Origin of the sequence: Neobacillus rhizophilus, from assembly GCF_018343535.1 — a bacterium.
Classification (GTDB): Bacteria; Bacillota; Bacilli; order Bacillales; family Cytobacillaceae; genus Neobacillus; species Neobacillus rhizophilus.
Map to the genome: position 1 here is coordinate 68,589 of NZ_JAGYPF010000004.1, position 17,145 is coordinate 85,733.

The following is a 17,145-nucleotide window of genomic DNA, read 5'->3' on the forward strand; positions in this document are numbered from 1 at the left end:
CAAACTAGAAGGAGATTCATAATGAAGCTTCCAAAAACATTTGCATCACTGGGATTTCGATATTTTCGTTATTTATGGATTAGTTCAGCGTTGGCCAATTCAGGACAATATTCCTTTACGGTAGCTGCCAGCTGGCTTATTTATTCGCTGTCTAATTCTACCGCACTTGTAGGGACAGCCGTTTTTGCCACGATGATTCCTGGGGTTCTTTTCGGACCGATAATCGGGGTATTGGTGGATCGTTTTGATAGGCGGCGTTTATTGACCATAGCCGTATTTTCAAATGCATGCAACACAGGGGCTTTAGCATTGTTGAGTTTGCTTGGGATTGTGTCACCATGGGTAGTGATTATGTGTGCATTTTTCTTGGGCATTTGTTTTAATCTGCAAATGACCTGTACTAACGCGATTATGCCTGACCTAATTCCTAAGAATACTCTTTACAATGCCACGGCCCTGCAAGGCACGATATCGCATGGCGCAGGCTTTATCGGTTCGGCTCTGGCCAGTCCAATCCTGGTTATGGCCGGTCCGGGCACTGTCTTTGCACTATGTTTTCTGCTCTATATGGGGGCAGGGATCCAGTCATTATGGATTCGAACCAATCAAACTGCCACAACTTTAGGAAATCTGCATCTCAAAAATATTTTTGAGCCTGTCGTGGAAGGGATGATGTACATTCGGAGGACACCGGCACTTGGGCTCTTAATTCTCATGGTTTTCCTCCACTGTTTATTAACGATGGCGTATACATCGTTACTTCCTCAGTTTATTCACGAGGGTCTAGGGGCAGACAGTGGAATTTACGGCAGTTTGATGATGTTTATCGGATTAGGGGCCATCCTTGGCAATCTAAGTACAGCCTCCATATCCACCCCAAGGGGGCAGGGTATCCTTTATATTATGACGGCATTGGCAAGCGGCCTGACCTTATTTCTTCTTGGGCTCACAGGTACGCCTCTGCTAGCCTTTATTGTCGGCGTAACGGTAGGTGCATCCCAAGCTGTTTTTATGGCAATTAATCTATCATTTGTCTTGCAGAGGGCAAATGATGAATTTCGCGGGCGTGTGGCGAGTGTCAATTTTATCCTTGCTTCTGGGGCGATGGCGGTCGGGAACTTTATATACGGCTCTTTCAGCAAATTAATCCCTCCGAAAATCAATATGATGTCCACTGGCAGCCTGTTTGTGGTGATTGTAGTGGTCTTAATCCTGATCTCGCCGACTTTAAGATCGTTATACAAGAAAAACGTCAAAGCACAGGAAAATCAGGGGTCGGTCGTCATGTGAAAAAAACGCCACTCAATTTATGGGGGGCATCATTAAATTCTTTGGAAATAGCTAATTTGTTCTTTTAGTATTTTTATAAACTCTTGGCTAGCAATGGAACGGTGGGTCTTTAATTGAATGTAACAATAATTGACTTCAATTTTTTCATCAGAAATGTCTAATGGGATGATTTCTCCTGTATGTACATAAGGGTCAACCTTTAATGACATTTCAGTATAGAAACCAATTGCCATTCCTTGCGCAATAATATGTTTGGCTGCTTCCAAATTTTTCGACTTGATTAAATAGTTTGGCGTTCCGTGTTTTTTTAAGATATTCCTAAGAGAATCAGAGGAACAAATAACGGGATGTTTTAAGATCTCTTTTATAGATATTTCATTATGTCTCGCAAAAGTGGAATGTTTCCCTACACATGCAATAGATTTAGTAGTAAAAAGGTGTCCACTCAAAAGCTTGGAATCCACATCATCGGCAATTGACAAACCGATATCTGTTTTTCCATCGATAACGAGTTGTTTGATTGTGCGCGTATCATCTTCAATCAGTTCTAGTTCTATACCGGGATATTTCTTTTTATAAATAACCAATGCCCGAGGCAAAACACTAGTACTGACGCCAGCAATGGATGCAATGGATAACCTTCCTTTTAAAAGCGAATGCTCAATATTAACGGTTTCTTGCAGCTCCTCGACTTTGTTGAGGATTTCCTGAGCTTTTAAAATCACTGCTTTTCCGCTTTCAGTTGGTAAAGCACCGTTTTTGGAACGTTTAAAAATTTTAACGCCCAATTCGTATTCAAGAGAAGATATCGCATGACTAATGCTTGGCTGCGCCACGTGCAGGCGTTCCGCCGCTGCAGAAAGCGACCCCGTTTTGGCAATTTCAACAACGTACATTAGCTGTTCTATACGCAAATAGTTCACCATCCATCATAGTGTTCTTTTAATTATATCAGTTTCCAAGATTAATAATAGTAGAGTGTTGTGTGTATTCAGAAAATTCCTACAATAGTATTATGAAAAATGTGAAGAGAAATGGGGTTATAAAATGGAAAATGTAGAGAAGACGTATGATTGGAAAGCAATTGTCGACAGGTTAAATCAGTACCTCAAAATTAAAACCATTCCAATAGGGATGAAAATGTTTGAGAAGAAAGAGGATATGGAAGCCATTCCTAAGATACGGCGGCCAAAAAGCATTCACACAACCGACCAAATTGTCGCCCAAGCTTCAAGATTGGGCTGGACCGTAGGAATCACTGCCGAAGACCTCGTTGGGGCCCAATGCCAGGTGGTCTTGGGATTACACCCCAGAAATGAGGAGTGGCTATCAGGAGAGCAAATGGCGGGCGTTTGGTTTGAAAACCAGCAGGATTCAGCGAAACACCAGCAGGAGATGACGGTCGTCCCCCATGGAAAATATGAAGCGATGGCCGTGTCGCCACTTATGTTGAATCGTATCGCTGACCCCGACATTTGTCTGATCTATGGGACACCTGGGCAAATGATTCTTTTTATTAACGGCCTGCAGTGGAGGAATTTTGAAAAATTTGAATGGAGTGTCGTAGGGGAATCTTCCTGTGCGGATTCATGGGGGCGTGCCCTTGCGACAAGAAAACCTAGCCTTTCCATCCCTTGTTTTGCTGAACGAAGGTTTGGCGGGGTGTTGGACGATGAATTATTGATGGCTTTGGCGCCGGAAGATTTGTTAAAAGCTTTAGATGGATTGGAGGCTTTAAGCAAAAACGGAATGCGTTATCCGATTCCACAGTACGGCATTCAAATGGATGTGCAGGCAGGACTAGAAGTTACGTATGGGAAGCGGAAATAACTACAAAAAAGAATACCAGTATTATAAATAAGAGGAGGAATAATGTTGAGTTTAAAAGTATTGAAAGTGACTTTCAAAAGCGCTAAATCTATCGAAGAGCTTTCAAAAATGTCGGAAGCGAGTTTGCCAAAGTTCCGTGCTCTAAAGGAAAGGGGACTTATTCAAAAATTATATGTAAGTAACCCTGAAACGGAAGAACGCGGGGGCATTTATATATTTGAAAGCCAGGAAGCCGTAGAAGAGTATTTGAATGGTCCAATTTATACGTCCATTGCAGAACGATTTGAGACAGGTGATACGCTTCGTTATGAAATTGTAGATTGCAATTTTACGTTATATCCAATAGAAAAATGATTTTAGTAATATAGCGAATGTTTACATGCTGCCCCTCAGTTTTTTTACCGAGGGGTAGTTACATTTTTAATTAGATTTTTTTTAATAGAGGACACGCCATAAATAAAAAGTTGCATAGGCTTGCCAATTGGCCCACCTCTGAGATAGCTTTAATAGTTCTTCCTTTGTAGGCTTTTTCTCTGAACCAGTTAGATGCTTGATGGCGTTATGCAAGCCGACATCATCAATCGGATACGCTGAGGTAAATCGTAAGCAGCGCATCATGACGTAATTCGCTGTCCATGGACCAATCCCGCGAATCTTGATTAGGCCTTTTTCAACCTCCTTAAGGTTTTCCATTTTCAATAATTTTTCCTTAGATAATTCTCCGGTTACCATCAATCGGGCAATTCCCAGTATATATTCACTCTTTTTCAATGTCATTTTAATATCGGCTAGATCTGCAGGTGTTAGCATTGCGATTTGATCATAGGTTGGAAACAACCAATAGTTCTTTCCATTCCACTCGATAGATTCGCCAAATTTTTCAACAAATTGTCTTTTTAAAGTATAGGCGAATGCTAGATTAATCTGCTGCCCTAAGACTCCCCAGCAGAGCGCTTCAAATAAATCGGGAACGCCGATTACGCGTAGTCCGTAGAATTCTTGAACGGGGTTTTTAAGCAGTGGGTCCGATTTGGCCATTTCATAAAATGGCTTCAAATCACGATTCAGATCAAACCATTCACAGATGTACGAGACTACCGCAGCGCATTCCGCTAGATTACCAGGTCTAATGTCTTTTAAAAACTGAACGATCATCTGATTCCGATCATTTACATGAATTTGTACTAAAGCTTGTCTTTCTCCTACGGCAACAGCCCTTGTAATGATGCCGTTTTCGACTTCAAACATACATTCATTCTTGTTCCGCTCCAAATAGCCTAGATTCGCTCTTAGATTAAAGTCTTCCGGCAGCTTTATGATAATGTTCCCATTGACTTCTTGCCAGCAGTCCTTTTCGTTTTGAATCTCTGTCAATTTTGACCCCTCCGCTTCCTTTTATATGTATTATCACAAGTATATCAATTCAATATCTTGCTTTTTGATTATCTTAATTGTTCGTTCTGCTATTTCTAGAGATATAATAGTGACAGAGGTGGTCTACACCCTCTTATTTCCGTCAAATACATGAATCGGAGGAAACAAAATGACACCACAAATTAATACTCCACCCATCTATTGGTCATTATTTAATCATCATTCTTGGAATTTCTATATTGCTGCAACAGATAAGGGACTTAGTTATGTCGGCTCACAAAACAAGCCGTTTGAGGAATTAGCGGTTTGGGCTGAAAAACGGTTTCCCGGCAGTCCACTGGTGGAAGATGGGGAGAAGCTAAAGCCGTATGCAGCCGAACTAATAGAATATTTTGAAGGGAAGCGAACGAATTTCACCGTCCCGAATGATTTACATGGGACTGAGTTCCAAGTCGCTGTTTGGAATGCCCTTTGTGAAATTCCGTTCGGACAGACCAAATCCTATTCTGACATCGCAAACAAAATAAATAAACCAGCTGCTGTTCGAGCAGTGGGAGCCGCCATTGGTGCTAATCCATTGTTAATAACTGTGCCATGTCACCGTGTTGTTGGAAAAAATGGTTCGTTGACAGGCTACCGCGGCGGATTAGAGATGAAGACGCAGCTGCTTGATCTCGAAATAGTTCCATCTGAATAATGCCGGTCTCCAGTGGGGGTGTTGGTAAAGTAGGCCAAGGAAAAAGCACACAGGTTATTGTGTGCTTTTATGCGGGGAAAATTAGGTGTGAATTTCCTGGACTCGTCCAATTTGTCCATCCGTCAATCTGACCTTAATGCCGTGGGGATGGCTGGGTGATTTAGTGAGAATATCCTGAACGATTCCCCTGGTAAGCTTTCCAGTTTTCTGGTCCTTTTTTAAAACAATATCAACAGTAATCCCTGGCACAATGTCCTTCCGATTTTGCCCGTTCATTAAGAGCCCATTTTTCTTCGGGTATTGCTTGGCTTCTTGGTTTGCTGGCTTTTCATTTTTTGCGTTTGCAGGCTGCCAGTCTCTTTTCCTTTAGCTGCAGCTTGGTTTTTTTTGTTTTGCAGCTGCTGCTTGGCTAGTTCCTGTAAGCTTACCTTCTTTTTTTCTGTTTCCGGTTGGTGGTTCTCAGACATCTGATCTATCTCCTTTATGTAAATGATAGTTAATTGAGTATACTCTATTTTTGCTTGGAAAGAAAGTACATATCATCAGTCTTGGCGGATAATTGTTTTTAATTGAAGGCGTGAATAGTTTGGAAAAAACATCCTAAAAAACAACTCAGCAATTATGATAAGATACTAGTATCTTATCTAAACAGGGGGAACAACATGAAAAAGCATAAAATTTTAGCAGTTTTGGAAAAAGAATTAGTCGTTGCCCTTGGTTGTACTGAACCAGTGGCAATTGCCTTGGCTGCTGCCACTGCCAAGAGCCATGCGCAAGGACAAATTCATGCCATTCGTGTTGAAGCGAGCGGAAATATCATTAAAAACGCGAAATCAGTTGGGATTCCAGGCATGTCAGCGAAAGGGCTAGAATTCGCTGCCGCACTTGGCGCAGCTGCCGGCGACCCGAATAAAAACTTGGAAGTATTGGACGGACTCACGGGAGAAGATGAACAGGCTGCGTTAAAATTAATAGAAGATGGCAAGGTAACAGCCGGCCAGTCAGATTCACCAAAAAGACTCTACATTGAAGTGATGATAGAAACAGATCAGCACAACTCAAAGGTCGTTATTTCGGATAATCATAGCAATATCACCTTAATAGAAGTGGACGGAAAAGCTGTTTACATGGGTGGATGTGAAAATATCGGACTGCAGACAGAGGAAGACGACCTGGAAGCGCTAACCATTGATGAGATATATGAGTGGGTATTAACGGCAGATCTTAAGGATCTTTCGCTTGTAAGAAAAAGCATTGAATTAAATCGCATGATTGGATTAGAAGGGCTTTCTGGAAATTATGGGCTGAATGTCGGTAAGACGATAATACAAAATGTCAAAAAAGGCATTTTATCCGATGATTTGGCCACGGCTGCGATGTCGCTGGCCGCAGCCGGCTCGGATGCGAGAATGGCAGGTTCCACAATGCCAGTAATGGCCAATACCGGAAGCGGCAATCAAGGCATTGCCGTTACCCTTCCGGTTGTTGCCGCGGCAGATAAGCTTCAGGTTTCCGAAGAAAAAATGATTCGGGCCGTTGCCCTTAGTCATTTGATCACCATCCATATCAAATCTAAATTTGGCCGCCTTTCTGCCCTATGCGGTGTCACTGCTGCCGGGATGGGAGCGAGTGGTGCAATTGTATATTTGCTGGATGGAGGTCTTCACCAAGTGAAAGCGGCGATTCAAAATACAATTGGCAATGTTTCCGGAATGATTTGTGACGGGGCAAAGGCAGGCTGTGCGATGAAAGTCTCAACCTGTTCCAATGTTGCCGTCCAATCAGCTCTTTTAGCCTTGAACCATCAAGAGATTCAATCAACCGACGGCTTTATCCACGATGATGTCGAAAAAAGTATTGAAAGCTTTTGCAGGCTTGGAAATGAAGGAACAAGACAGACAGATGAGCTTATTTTAAAATTAATGCTGGAAAAGTAATTACAAGAAATTGGCAGAAAAGTCGGCGGTATTTGGCCGGCTTTTTTGTTACTGGAAAATGCCGGAATAACAAGCTTCTGGAGCAATTTCGACAAAATGCGAATCGTGCAAACCTTAGTATTTTTATCTAGTTTTATACACGAAATTGTAATATACTATAAATGTAAACGTTAATAAGACCTCTTTATGTTTCAACTATCTATGGAATTCATTTTGACAGGAAATACTAATTTTAGACGGAATTCGTTCAACCGGGGGTCAAAAGCATGAATACAAAACAACGAAGGTATAATATGTTTCAACGTCTTGGACGTGCATTTAAATTAAACTTCATGAAACTGCTTCGTTCTCCCGGAGGAGCCAAAAAGGTTGCCTTAGGATTCGCGATTGGTTTCGGTTTAGAAATGTTGGTCATATCAACGGCTTCATTAATATATATATTGTTTATTCCAGCTGTCCGAATAGCAAAAGGTTCGCTTCCAGCTTCGATAATTGGAAACGTCATCGGAAAATTAACATTACTTCCAGTAATCCTGCTTCCATTTGCCGGTAAGCTAGGGAAATTATTCTTTCCAATAAAGGTTAGAATCGGACACCACAATCCTTTTTCTTTTCAAAAACTAATGCACGGTGATTTTACTGTGTTGGTTGGGTTTCTACACGGCAGTATCCATACATTAATCGGAATGTCGATTTTCGGGATTGTACTTGGTGTGATTTCCTACTTTATCATTCATTATTTTTACGAAAAGGAACTTACGAATCGTAAAAAGAGAAGACGGCAAAAACATGAAATTCGCTTAAATAGCATCAACAAAAACTATATTTAAGTAAATTTTTACTTGAATAATTCTGAAAATTCATGTAAAATAAAAACAACTTCATCCTATCCAGCCTGTCAGCGGAAGGTAATGGAGATGTATTCAAAACATAAGATTCGACTGATAAGTTTCCAGAACCAGCCTTAGCCGGCTGCTAAAATGGATCGCAAGCCAGTCCATACCACTTTTAAAGTGTGTTTGGTCTGGCTTTTTTGATTTTTTAACAGGTGGTGGGATATTTGAGTGGAGCACTAGCAGGTGTAAAAGTATTAGATTTAACAAGGGTTCTGGCTGGACCAAATTGTACGATGATTTTGGCAGACCTTGGTGCCGATGTCATCAAGGTAGAAGCCCCGGGCGGCAGTGATGAAACCAGGTTCTGGGGCCCGCCGTTTCAAAACGGAGTGAGCGCTTATTATTTATGTGCCAATCGGAACAAGCGCAGCATCACCGTCAACCTAAAGTCAGACGAGGGCCGAGAAATTATCCGTAAGTTAGCTAAGGAAGCGGATGTCCTCATTCACAATTTTAAAACGGGCTCGATGGAAAAATGGGGGCTCGGGTACGATTCTTTGGAAAAAATAAACCCCCGGCTCGTTTTTTGCTCCATTACCGGATTCGGGGAAACAGGACCAAATAGCCATTTGCCCGGATACGACTATATCATCCAAGGTATGAGCGGCCTAATGAGCATTACGGGCAACGAAGAAAGCGGCCCGCTTAAAATTGGCGTGGCCATGGTCGATATTTTAACCGGTTTATATTCTGCAATTTCTATTGAAGCCGCTTTGTTTGAGCGGGAAAAATCGGGCCGTGGTCAAAAAATCGATATGTCCCTGATGGATACGGCGGTAAGCTCGCTTGCCAATGTCGCCAGCAATTATTTGATTTCAGGTAAGGTACCACGGAGGCTTGGAAATGACCATCCTAATGTCGTGCCTTACTCCACATTTTCCGCAGCAGACGGTGAATTGATCATTGCCGTCGGAAATAACCGGCAATTTGCATTGCTTTGTGAGGTAATTGGGCTAAGCGAACTGGCGGTGGATGAGAAGTTCCGTACCAATGAGGTAAGAGTGGAAAATCGTCAGGAACTTACGAGAATCTTAAATAGCCAACTTCAGTTAAAGCAGGTCAGCGATTGGATGGAGCTATTTTCTGCCAACAATATTCCATGCGGTCCTATCAACACAATAGACCAAGTATTTGACGACCCGCAAGTTGCGGCCCGAAATATGGTCGTTCAAGTAGACCATCCAGAGGCAGGGTTGGTGAAGCTCGTTGGCTCGCCTATAAAACTTTCTAGAACGGAGACAAGGGTTGAACGTCATCCGCCGATGGCCGGTGAGCATACCGACGAAATATTGCAGGAAGTGGGATTTACATTTGAGGAGATTAGCCGTTTGAAGGCGGATAACATTATTTAAAAAATTGGCCAAGTGCCGAAGTTGAATTTTTAAAAAGCAGGGGGAGAATGTGTGATGAATTTTGAATTCACGGAAGAGCAGGAAATGTTAAGAAAAATGGTAAGAAGCTTTGTTGATAAGGAAATCAATCCGAACATGCGAGAGTGGGACGAACGCGGTTATTTCGATCCGGTCATTTGGCAGCGTTTAAAAGAATTGGATTTGATGGGGGTTTGCATTCCGGAAGAGTACGGCGGCAGCGGCATGGATTATAACTCGCTGGCCATTGTTTGTGAAGAACTGGAAAGAGGCGACACCGCTTTCCGTACTGCCGTATCGGTTCACATCGGGTTAAATAGCATGACTTTGTTGCAATGGGGAACAGAAGAACAGAAGCATAAATACCTAGTTCCGCAGGCCAAAGGCGAAAAGATTGGAGCGTTTGGATTAACGGAGCCTGGAGCGGGTTCGGACGTGGCCTCGCTTGTAACAACTGCTGTGAAGGATGGAGACTACTATATTATAAACGGTCAGAAAACATGGATTTCGTTGTGTGATGTGGCGGACCATTTTATCGTGTTTGCCTATACGGATAAAGAGAAGAAGCACCACGGAATTTCCGCATTTATTGTGGAACGAACGATGCCTGGCTTTTCTTCTAAGGCGATAAAAGGGAAACTCGGAATTCGCTCAGGCAATACCGGGGAATTGTTCTTCGATCAAGTGCGCGTTCCGAAAGAAAACTTGCTTGGCCAGGAAGGGGAAGGTTTCAAAATTGCCATGTCCGCACTTGATAACGGCCGCTTCACGGTTGCCGCAGGAGCAGTCGGTTTGATTATGGCCAGTTTGGAGGAAAGCGTAAAATACTGTCATCAACGGAAAACGTTCGGCAAAGATATCGGTAAGCATCAGCTGGTGCAGCAAATGCTTGCCAACATGGAAGCAGGATTGCAAATGAGCCGTTTACTGGTGTATCGTGCTGGCGAGTTGAAAAATAAGGGCGTTCGCAATACTCGTGAAACTTCGCTGGCGAAATGGCAGGCTTGTGATTTTGCCAATAAAGCGGCAGATGATGCGGTGCAAATCCATGGGGCGTACGGTTATTCAAGCGAATATCCGGTTGAGCGCTTTTTGCGGAACTCCAAGGCCCCGGTTATTTACGAAGGAACGCGGGAAATTCATACGGTTATGCAGGCGGAGTATGTGCTGGGGTACAGAGAGGATAAGGCGCTAAGCAACATGCTGCCGGCCTGGCCGTTTGAGAGTGAGAAAGTTACGGTTTAGGTTTTTCATTGGGGGAGCGGATTGATTGGTATTGTCGATCCGCTCTTTCTATTTTTATTGGACGGAATTCATAGTTTCATATTGCTTGTACAAATCCTTTAATGCCGCAATCAGGGCGTGATTGGCTTTTCCTAAATAGCCATTTTTTAAGTCTTCGAGTGGCTTGTCAATCCCGTGACGTAAACTATACCCTTTCAATAGCCTTGAAATATAGTCCCTTCCATGTTCCGTAGCCAGCGTACATGAGGCATCAACAATCACGCCATAATGCTTATCAATCTCAGCCGTAATCGTCAGCGTTTCATAAATGCTTCTTGCTGCCATCCCGGTTGGCAGCTTGGCGTGACCGGCAATAAAATAGGTATTCACACAAATCTCTCCCTATTAGTTTTAATCTTAGAATAATATAAATAGATATAATTGATAAGACCAATGTGAGTAAAAATTTATTCTATTGGCATTCTTCCTAAACAGGGTAAGAAGTAATACCATCTTCTAACTTAGTCATCAATTTTTGTTCTAACCGATTCATATGATATTCTTTTTTTATAAAGGAACTTAGGAGGATGAAGCTATGGCCATCATTGATATAACAGTTATTCCAGTAGGGACAGGTACTACAAGTGTTAGTGAGTATGTGGCGGAAATACATAAAGTTCTTCAGCGATATGAAGACAGAGTAAAGTATCAGTTAACCCCGATGAGTACATTGATTGAAGGGGATTTAAAATTACTCTTAGAAATTGTTCAAGAAATTCATGAAGTCCCATTCCAGAAAGGCTTACAAAGAGTCTGTACCAATCTCAGAATTGATGACCGTCGTGACAAGGAACATTCGATGGAGCGGAAGCTGCAGTCAGTACAAACAAAATTGTAAGGTCAGAGTGAATGTTTTTTGAAAAGTGTACAAAACCGAAATAATCTTAAAAGATAGATTGAAAAATGATCGAAATGGTTTATAATCGAATAGTCATATAAAAAATCCGCACTCTGCGGTAGAGGTTCTAGCTACCCTCTTTAAAAAACTAAGGAAAACAGGATTGCTTTCTTTAGTAGTCCTGTTTTTCTATTTAAAGGAGAATTTATAATGAAGAAAGATAAAGCAGTTGTAGTTTTTAGCGGAGGACAGGATAGCACCACCTGTTTGTTTTGGGCTTTAGAACATTTTGAAGAAGTAGTGGCGGTTACTTTTAACTATAATCAAAGGCACAAGCTTGAAATCGAGTGCGCCCAAAATATCGCGAATGAACTTGGAATAGAGCATCATATTTTAGATATGTCATTGTTAAACCAATTGGCACCAAACGCCTTGACCCGTAAAGACATTGAAGTGAAGGAAGGAGAAAATGGTGAATTACCTTCCACTTTTGTACCAGGACGAAACCTGTTATTCATCTCTTTTGCGGGAGTACTGGCAAGCCAGGTTGGGGCAAAGCACATTATCACTGGTGTTTGCGAAACGGATTTCAGCGGTTACCCGGATTGCCGGGATGTGTTTATCAAGTCTTTAAATGTCACATTGAACCTATCAATGGACAAGGAATTTGTCATTCATACTCCGTTAATGTGGCTAAACAAAGCTGAAACTTGGCAGTTGGCTGATGAATTGAATGCACTGGATTTCGTTAGGGAAAAAACATTAACCTGCTATAACGGGATCATTGCCGATGGGTGTGGGGAATGTCCGGCTTGTGTATTGAGAAAAAGAGGCCTTGACCAATACTTGAGTACACGAAAGGAGTTTTAACCCCATGTATGGTTTTCACATCGTAGATAAACTCCAAAAAATGGATGAAGATATCAAACGCAATCAATTAAAATACCATTCCAAAAGAGTGCTGGTCAGCAAGGAATTTACCTTTGATGCTGCCCATCATTTGCATTGCTATGAGGGTAAATGCAAAAACCTTCATGGCCATACGTATAAAGTTATTTTTGGAATCAGTGGTTTTGTCGATGAACGCGGCTTAATGATGGATTTCGGGGACATTAAAGACATTTGGAAAAATGAAATTGAGGTGTATCTCGACCATCGCTATCTGAACGAAACCCTTCCACCAATGAATACCACGGCGGAAAACATGGTGGTCTGGATTTACGAGAAAATGGCTGAGGCATTAAAGAAAGAGAAAAGACAAGAACAGTATTGTGGCGCAAGAGTAGAATTTGTCCGGTTGTTTGAGACACCGACAAGCTATGCGGAAGCTAGACGGGAGTGGATGGAAGTTGAGTAAAATACCTGTTATGGAAATTTTCGGACCCACCATCCAAGGGGAAGGAATGGTTATCGGCCAGAAAACAATGTTTGTAAGAACTGCTGGCTGTGACTATTCCTGCAGCTGGTGCGACTCCTCCTTTACCTGGGATGGCACCGGTAAAAATGATATTCGAATGATGGAAGCGGTAGAAATTTGGGAAGAGCTGAAACGAATCGGAGGCAAGAATTTCTCCTTTGTGACGATCTCTGGCGGGAATCCTGCTTTATTGAAAAATCTCGATGAATTTATTAAAATCCTAAAGGCTAATCAAATAAAAATTGGTCTGGAAACCCAGGGAAGCAGGTGGCAGGATTGGTTTTTTGAGATTGATGAATTAACGATTTCACCCAAGCCGCCAAGCTCAAAAATGGAGACGGATTTTGAAATTTTAGATGAAATTATTGGGAAACTTAAACAAAATGATGTACCACAACAATTTAGCTTGAAGATTGTGGTATTTGATGATCTTGATTATGAATATGCCAAAGCTGTTCATTTCCGTTATCCGGAAGTTCCCTTCTTTGTACAGGTTGGTAATGATCATCTGTCAACGATGGATAATCAAGAGCTGCTGCTGCATCTTATTAATAAATATGAAAGATTGATAGATAGAGTCATGCAGGACTCTGATATGAATAACGTTAAGATTCTTCCGCAATTGCATACTTTTTTGTGGGGAAATAAAAGAGGAGTTTAGGTGAAAAAACAGGCGATGTCCAGGGCGGCATCGCTTTTTTTTACATCACAATCAAACTGTTTATAAAACTATACAACTGTGTTTTTTTTATAACATTTGTTCAAGGAGTATATGCCTATGTAAGGCGCCAGGTAATACATCCCTTATTTAAAAAAACTGGTACAATTCTTGCATTTCTTAAGGTAGGTATTGAAACCCATGGATAAGGAGGATTCTGAAAATGTAGGATTAGAAGGTAAAATAAAACTGTTCTACTCGGAATGAAGATTTTTGAACGAAAGCAAAAATGGAAGCGATTACAAGAATTGAGGAGTAATTTGAAAAAAAAACGGGGGGGAAGCTCATGAGTGAAATCACCATCTTAAATCGAGTGGCCATCGGCGATATTGTGCGCAGGACGGCAGCCAAAAATCCAGCCAAAACGGCCATCATTTCCGGGGATAAAAGGATTTCCTACCAAGAGTTTAATGAAGATTGCAACCGCTTTGCTCACTATCTGTTGGACCTTGGGTTAGAAAAAGGAGATTCGGTTGCCACTATTTGCGGAAACAGTTGGCAGTTTCTGGTTGCTATTTTTGGAATCGCAAAGGCCGGTTTGGTTTGGGTTCCGATCAATCCAGGGGTATCCTTTAACGAAAAGTCGTATATTCTTGCGGAGGTCCGCGCAAAAGTACTCATCTGTGACGAGGTATTTTTACAAGACAAAAAAGAAGAATATTCAAGCATGTGTCCGGAATTGCTCATTATAGGAAAGGGTGCCACTGAGGCTGAAAAATTTGAGCATGCTTTAAATTCCAACCAAACGGAAGAACCGGAAGTTGCGATTTCTGACCGTGACCTAGCCCAAATCATGTTTACAAGTGGAACGACTGGATCACCGAAAGGAGTCCTCATTAACCATCAAGCTGTGTTTATTGCCAGTCTTGCCAATATTATCGAAGCGGGGATGGCGAAGGACGACATTGCGACGATGATGATGCCGGTGTTTCATTGTGCACAGCATACGCTTGTCTCGTCCTTTTTCCACTTAGGCGCAACAGTTGTGGTAATCCAAGGCTTCGAACCAGAGTCTTTTATGAAAACAGTCGAGAAGGAAAAGATTACCTGGATGTTTGGCCTGCCGATGATGTACCGGGCATTTCTCTACCATCCTTCTTTTAAAAAATATAACCTATCAAGCCTGCGCTATTGCCTTTACGCCATGGCCCCAATGGATCGCAATACGCTGGAAAAAGGAATCAGTGAACTGGGCTGCGAGTTTGCATTAGGGTCGGGGCAGACCGAAATGTATCCGGCTACCTGTGTGTTTAAACCTGAGGACCAGTTACGAAAATCAGGTCCATATTGGGGGACAGCATCCTTGATTACGGACATCGCTATAATGGACGACAATGGAAACCTGCTAGGAAAAAATGAAGTGGGTGAAATCGTTCACCGCGGTCCGAATGTTATGGACGGCTATCTCAATAATCCGGAAGAAACGAAGCGGTCACGGCAATTCGGCTGGCATCATACCGGGGATTTAGGATATTTTGACGAGGATGGGCTGCTGGTTTTTGTGGACAGGAAGAAGGACATGATCAAGACAGGTGGGGAAAATGTAGCATCTATTCAGGTAGAACAAGCGCTATTGTCTTATCCCAAAGTATTAAATGCGGTTGCTGTTGGTCTTCCGCATGAACGCTGGATTGAGGCTGTCACGGCGTTTGTTGTGTTAAAACCGGGGGAGGAAGCGACGAAAGAGGAAATTATTAAACACTGCAAAGAACGTTTAGGGACCTTTCAAATCCCAAAAGAGGTGTTAATAGTTACCGAGCTTCCACAGACAACGACTGGCAAAATCCAAAAGAACGTATTGCGGGAGCAGTTTAAAAATTTATATTCTAATAATCCAGTAGTTTAAAAGGGGGGATGTTTTTGCAGGACTGGATTGTTCATAAAGTATTGGCGAATGCCGTTGATAGGTTCCCGGATCAGCCATTTTTAATTTATGAAGACCAACTGATTAGTTATAAGGAACTGGATGACGTCACCGATGTATTGGCGTCGGCACTTCTCCAGGAGGGATTTGGGAGAGGCGACAAGATCGCCATTTTGGCGTTAAACCAACTGGAATGGCTGTATACGTATTTCGCGGCAGCCAAAATCGGCGTCGGCGTGGTGGCCCTGAATGTCCGCTACCGAGATTCAGAACTGGAGTATATGCTGAACAATTCAAAAACAAAGGGAATTGTTTCCATTTCTGGCCATCAAAGCTTTGATTTTGTCCAATTTTTCGAGAAGTTTAAAGATAAGATTCCGACAGTAGAAAAATATATTTTCATAGGCTATGGGTTCGAAGGAAGTCTATCTTTTGACGAGTTGTTGGCTAGGCCGCTTGATCGGGGAAGGCTTGAGGCCGCAAAGCAAGCAGTCTTGGAAGAGGATACGGCCGTTGTCATCTATACATCCGGCACCACCGGAAAGCCAAAGGGGACGATGATCACCAACCGAAGTATCTTGGCCTCGGCAAAGGCCCAAGCAGACCATTTGTCGCTTGGGGCGGGGGATTGCACAGTAGGAAGTTTGCCTTTAAACCATGTCGGAGGCATTACCTGTGCGGTTCATGCGTTATTAGTTTGCTATGGCAGTATTGTCCTAGTACCTGAGTTTATTCCGGAAAAGGTCCTGCAGGTTATTCATCATGTCAAGCCAACCGTCTTTGGCGGTGTGCCTACTATGTATCACATGGTATTAAACCATAAACATATTAATCAATATGACCTTAGTTCCATTAAGGTCTGCATCGCTGGCGGATCCAACGTCGACCCTACCCAATGTGAAATGATCGAAACAAAATTTCCAAACGCAAAAATTATCAATTTATATGGCCTAAGTGAAACATCAGGTGCCTGCATCATGACCCGGCTAACTGACTCTCTTGAAAAAGTGCAGCAAAGTATCGGCGTTCCAATAGGCGATTTTAGCTTGATGATTGTCGATGCGGAACAAAAGGAGCTTGCAAGCGGCGAAGTCGGAGAAGTAGCGGTAAAGGGAGGCTGCCGGGCAAAGGGGTATTTTGAACTGGAAGAAGAAACGAGGTTAGCATTTTCAGAGGATGGCTGGCTTTATACCGGAGATATGGGCTATTTAGATCATGAAGGGTATGTCATTTTAAAAGGGCGAAAAAAGGAAATGTACATTCAGGGCGGCTATAATGTCTACCCTGTCGAGGTGGAAAATATCCTGATGTCGCATCCGAAAATAGGTTTTGCAGCCGGAATTGGCGTGCCCGATTCATTCCTTGGCGAAGTGGGCCGTTATTACATTATCCCTAGAGAGGGGGCGACTATCACCGAAGAAGAGGTCAAATCATTTTGCCAGCAGCATTTAGCAGATTACAAGGTGCCGAGGCAGGTTGTGTTTGTCAGCCAGCTCCCGCAGACACCAGCCGGCAAAATCCAAAAATCTGCGCTGAAGGAGCAATACTTGAAACAGCTGCAGTGAGGAAAAACAACCACATGGGACTGTGCCTGTGTGGTTGTTTTGTATTTTGTGGGGATGGACAGCGA

General features: G+C 42.5%; 19 protein-coding genes and 1 riboswitch. Of the genes, 14 read left to right on the forward strand and 5 right to left on the reverse strand.

Translation table 11 applies throughout. From position 1 onward, the window contains the following. The first annotated feature begins 21 nt into the window (after positions 1 to 21). The gene (locus tag KHA99_RS18560) at positions 22 to 1,290 is read left to right on the forward strand and encodes an MFS transporter (RefSeq protein ID WP_213118989.1); all 1,269 of its coding nucleotides are present in this window, start codon (positions 22 to 24) and stop codon (positions 1,288 to 1,290) included. Between the two features lie 32 nt (positions 1,291 to 1,322). Here KHA99_RS18560 and KHA99_RS18565 read toward each other — a convergent pair whose 3' ends face one another. Then, on the reverse strand, positions 1,323 to 2,204 hold the full coding sequence (locus KHA99_RS18565) for a LysR family transcriptional regulator (RefSeq protein WP_213118990.1): 882 nt from the start codon (positions 2,202 to 2,204) through the stop codon (positions 1,323 to 1,325). A gap of 133 nt (positions 2,205 to 2,337) precedes the next feature. Here KHA99_RS18565 and KHA99_RS18570 point away from each other — a divergent pair, with 133 nt between their 5' ends. Next, positions 2,338 to 3,120, forward strand: coding sequence for a DUF169 domain-containing protein (locus tag KHA99_RS18570; RefSeq protein ID WP_213118991.1), 783 nt, complete (start codon positions 2,338 to 2,340; stop codon positions 3,118 to 3,120). 45 nt (positions 3,121 to 3,165) lie between these two features. Then, positions 3,166 to 3,474 (forward strand): YdhR family protein, encoded by a 309-nt coding sequence (locus KHA99_RS18575; protein WP_213118992.1) that lies wholly within the window; start codon positions 3,166 to 3,168, stop codon positions 3,472 to 3,474. 81 nt (positions 3,475 to 3,555) lie between these two features. Here the strand turns inward: KHA99_RS18575 and KHA99_RS18580 are convergent, their stop codons facing one another. Next, positions 3,556 to 4,494: a DNA-3-methyladenine glycosylase family protein gene (locus tag KHA99_RS18580; RefSeq protein WP_249366774.1), complete on the reverse strand. Its 939-nt coding sequence runs from the start codon at positions 4,492 to 4,494 to the stop codon at positions 3,556 to 3,558. A 169-nt stretch (positions 4,495 to 4,663) separates the two neighbouring features. Between KHA99_RS18580 and KHA99_RS18585 the strand changes: the two genes are divergently transcribed. After that, positions 4,664 to 5,191: a methylated-DNA--[protein]-cysteine S-methyltransferase gene (locus KHA99_RS18585; protein ID WP_213118993.1), complete on the forward strand. Its 528-nt coding sequence runs from the start codon at positions 4,664 to 4,666 to the stop codon at positions 5,189 to 5,191. A gap of 81 nt (positions 5,192 to 5,272) precedes the next feature. On the opposite strand, the gene KHA99_RS18590 is transcribed toward KHA99_RS18585, so the two are convergent. Both KHA99_RS18590 and KHA99_RS18595 read right to left on the reverse strand, forming a co-directional pair. Then, on the reverse strand, positions 5,273 to 5,467 hold the full coding sequence (locus tag KHA99_RS18590) for a YwbE family protein (protein WP_213118994.1): 195 nt from the start codon (positions 5,465 to 5,467) through the stop codon (positions 5,273 to 5,275). Next, a complete protein-coding gene (locus KHA99_RS18595; RefSeq protein WP_213118995.1) occupies positions 5,467 to 5,658 on the reverse strand; it encodes a hypothetical protein in 192 nt (63 codons plus the stop codon). The genes KHA99_RS18590 and KHA99_RS18595 overlap by 1 nt, the downstream gene beginning before the upstream one ends. Before the next feature lie 195 nt (positions 5,659 to 5,853). Between KHA99_RS18595 and KHA99_RS18600 the strand changes: the two genes are divergently transcribed. The 4 genes from KHA99_RS18600 to KHA99_RS18615 all read left to right on the forward strand — a co-directional run bounded on the left by KHA99_RS18600 (position 5,854) and on the right by KHA99_RS18615 (position 10,639). After that, positions 5,854 to 7,128, forward strand: coding sequence for an L-cysteine desulfidase family protein (locus tag KHA99_RS18600; protein ID WP_213118996.1), 1,275 nt, complete (start codon positions 5,854 to 5,856; stop codon positions 7,126 to 7,128). 266 nt (positions 7,129 to 7,394) lie between these two features. Then, positions 7,395 to 7,958 (forward strand): DUF2062 domain-containing protein, encoded by a 564-nt coding sequence (locus KHA99_RS18605; protein ID WP_213118997.1) that lies wholly within the window; start codon positions 7,395 to 7,397, stop codon positions 7,956 to 7,958. Between the two features lie 230 nt (positions 7,959 to 8,188). Further along, positions 8,189 to 9,376 carry a CaiB/BaiF CoA transferase family protein gene (locus KHA99_RS18610; RefSeq protein ID WP_213118998.1) on the forward strand — a complete coding sequence of 396 codons (1,188 nt, stop codon included), beginning with the start codon at positions 8,189 to 8,191 and terminating at the stop codon, positions 9,374 to 9,376. Between the two features lie 54 nt (positions 9,377 to 9,430). Beyond that, positions 9,431 to 10,639: an acyl-CoA dehydrogenase family protein gene (locus tag KHA99_RS18615; protein WP_213118999.1), complete on the forward strand. Its 1,209-nt coding sequence runs from the start codon at positions 9,431 to 9,433 to the stop codon at positions 10,637 to 10,639. A 54-nt stretch (positions 10,640 to 10,693) separates the two neighbouring features. Here the strand turns inward: KHA99_RS18615 and KHA99_RS18620 are convergent, their stop codons facing one another. Next, on the reverse strand, positions 10,694 to 11,008 hold the full coding sequence (locus KHA99_RS18620; protein WP_213119000.1) for a DUF3870 domain-containing protein: 315 nt from the start codon (positions 11,006 to 11,008) through the stop codon (positions 10,694 to 10,696). A 205-nt stretch (positions 11,009 to 11,213) separates the two neighbouring features. On the opposite strand from KHA99_RS18620, the gene KHA99_RS18625 reads away from it, so the two are divergent. The 6 genes from KHA99_RS18625 (at position 11,214) to KHA99_RS18650 (ending at position 17,080) form a co-directional block, all read left to right on the forward strand. After that, positions 11,214 to 11,516 carry an MTH1187 family thiamine-binding protein gene (locus tag KHA99_RS18625; protein WP_213119001.1) on the forward strand — a complete coding sequence of 101 codons (303 nt, stop codon included), beginning with the start codon at positions 11,214 to 11,216 and terminating at the stop codon, positions 11,514 to 11,516. A 115-nt stretch (positions 11,517 to 11,631) separates the two neighbouring features. Beyond that, a riboswitch (PreQ1 riboswitch) is annotated at positions 11,632 to 11,674 on the forward strand. 52 nt (positions 11,675 to 11,726) lie between these two features. Then, on the forward strand, positions 11,727 to 12,386 hold the full coding sequence (gene queC, locus KHA99_RS18630) for a 7-cyano-7-deazaguanine synthase QueC (RefSeq protein WP_213119002.1): 660 nt from the start codon (positions 11,727 to 11,729) through the stop codon (positions 12,384 to 12,386). Between the two features lie 4 nt (positions 12,387 to 12,390). Next, positions 12,391 to 12,873 (forward strand): 6-carboxytetrahydropterin synthase QueD, encoded by a 483-nt coding sequence (queD, locus tag KHA99_RS18635; RefSeq protein ID WP_213119003.1) that lies wholly within the window; start codon positions 12,391 to 12,393, stop codon positions 12,871 to 12,873. Continuing rightward, entirely contained in the window at positions 12,866 to 13,594 is a 729-nt protein-coding gene (gene queE, locus KHA99_RS18640) for a 7-carboxy-7-deazaguanine synthase QueE (RefSeq protein ID WP_213119004.1), read from the forward strand. Before queD ends, queE begins: the two co-directional genes overlap by 8 nt. Positions 13,595 to 13,937: 343 nt before the next feature. Then, positions 13,938 to 15,497 (forward strand): AMP-binding protein, encoded by a 1,560-nt coding sequence (locus KHA99_RS18645; RefSeq protein WP_213119005.1) that lies wholly within the window; start codon positions 13,938 to 13,940, stop codon positions 15,495 to 15,497. 14 nt (positions 15,498 to 15,511) lie between these two features. Beyond that, a complete protein-coding gene (locus tag KHA99_RS18650) occupies positions 15,512 to 17,080 on the forward strand; it encodes a class I adenylate-forming enzyme family protein (protein WP_213119006.1) in 1,569 nt (522 codons plus the stop codon). The last annotated feature ends 65 nt before the right edge of the window (positions 17,081 to 17,145 follow it).